Genomic DNA, 330 nt, shown 5'->3' on the forward strand with positions numbered 1-330 from the left:
AAGTTCCCGAAGCTCGAGGTTGCGCGAAGCGGTTAATATTTTATCTCTTTCCGGTTGATCCATATCCCTTTTTTATACTCTATAAATGTACAAAAAATAGATATACAAACCAACATAAAACGAACTTATTTATCTGACATTTAACTCTTTAATAATAGGGCTCTCAAGTAACAAGACTACATCTTTCCAACTTATGGAATAGAACGTCCGGTCACCTTCATGAACGACTTTCATGAACCGATAATTCGATGTGAATTTCTTTTCATACAAGCTGTAAGACCGCCGGTCATAACTGAACATGCGTATTTTCCGAAAATCCTTTGACATGAC

1 protein-coding gene is annotated in these 330 nt (G+C 36.4%); it reads right to left on the bottom strand.

The window, feature by feature from the left end; all coding sequences use genetic code 11:
- Window positions 1–129 precede the first annotated feature (129 nt).
- Window positions 130–330: hypothetical protein (locus DXB63_RS18320; protein WP_233522896.1), on the bottom strand; the 201-nt coding region annotated here is incomplete at its 5' end.

The sequence above is a fragment of the Bacteroides sp. OM05-12 genome, assembly GCF_003438995.1.
Taxonomy (GTDB): domain Bacteria; phylum Bacteroidota; class Bacteroidia; order Bacteroidales; family Bacteroidaceae; genus Bacteroides.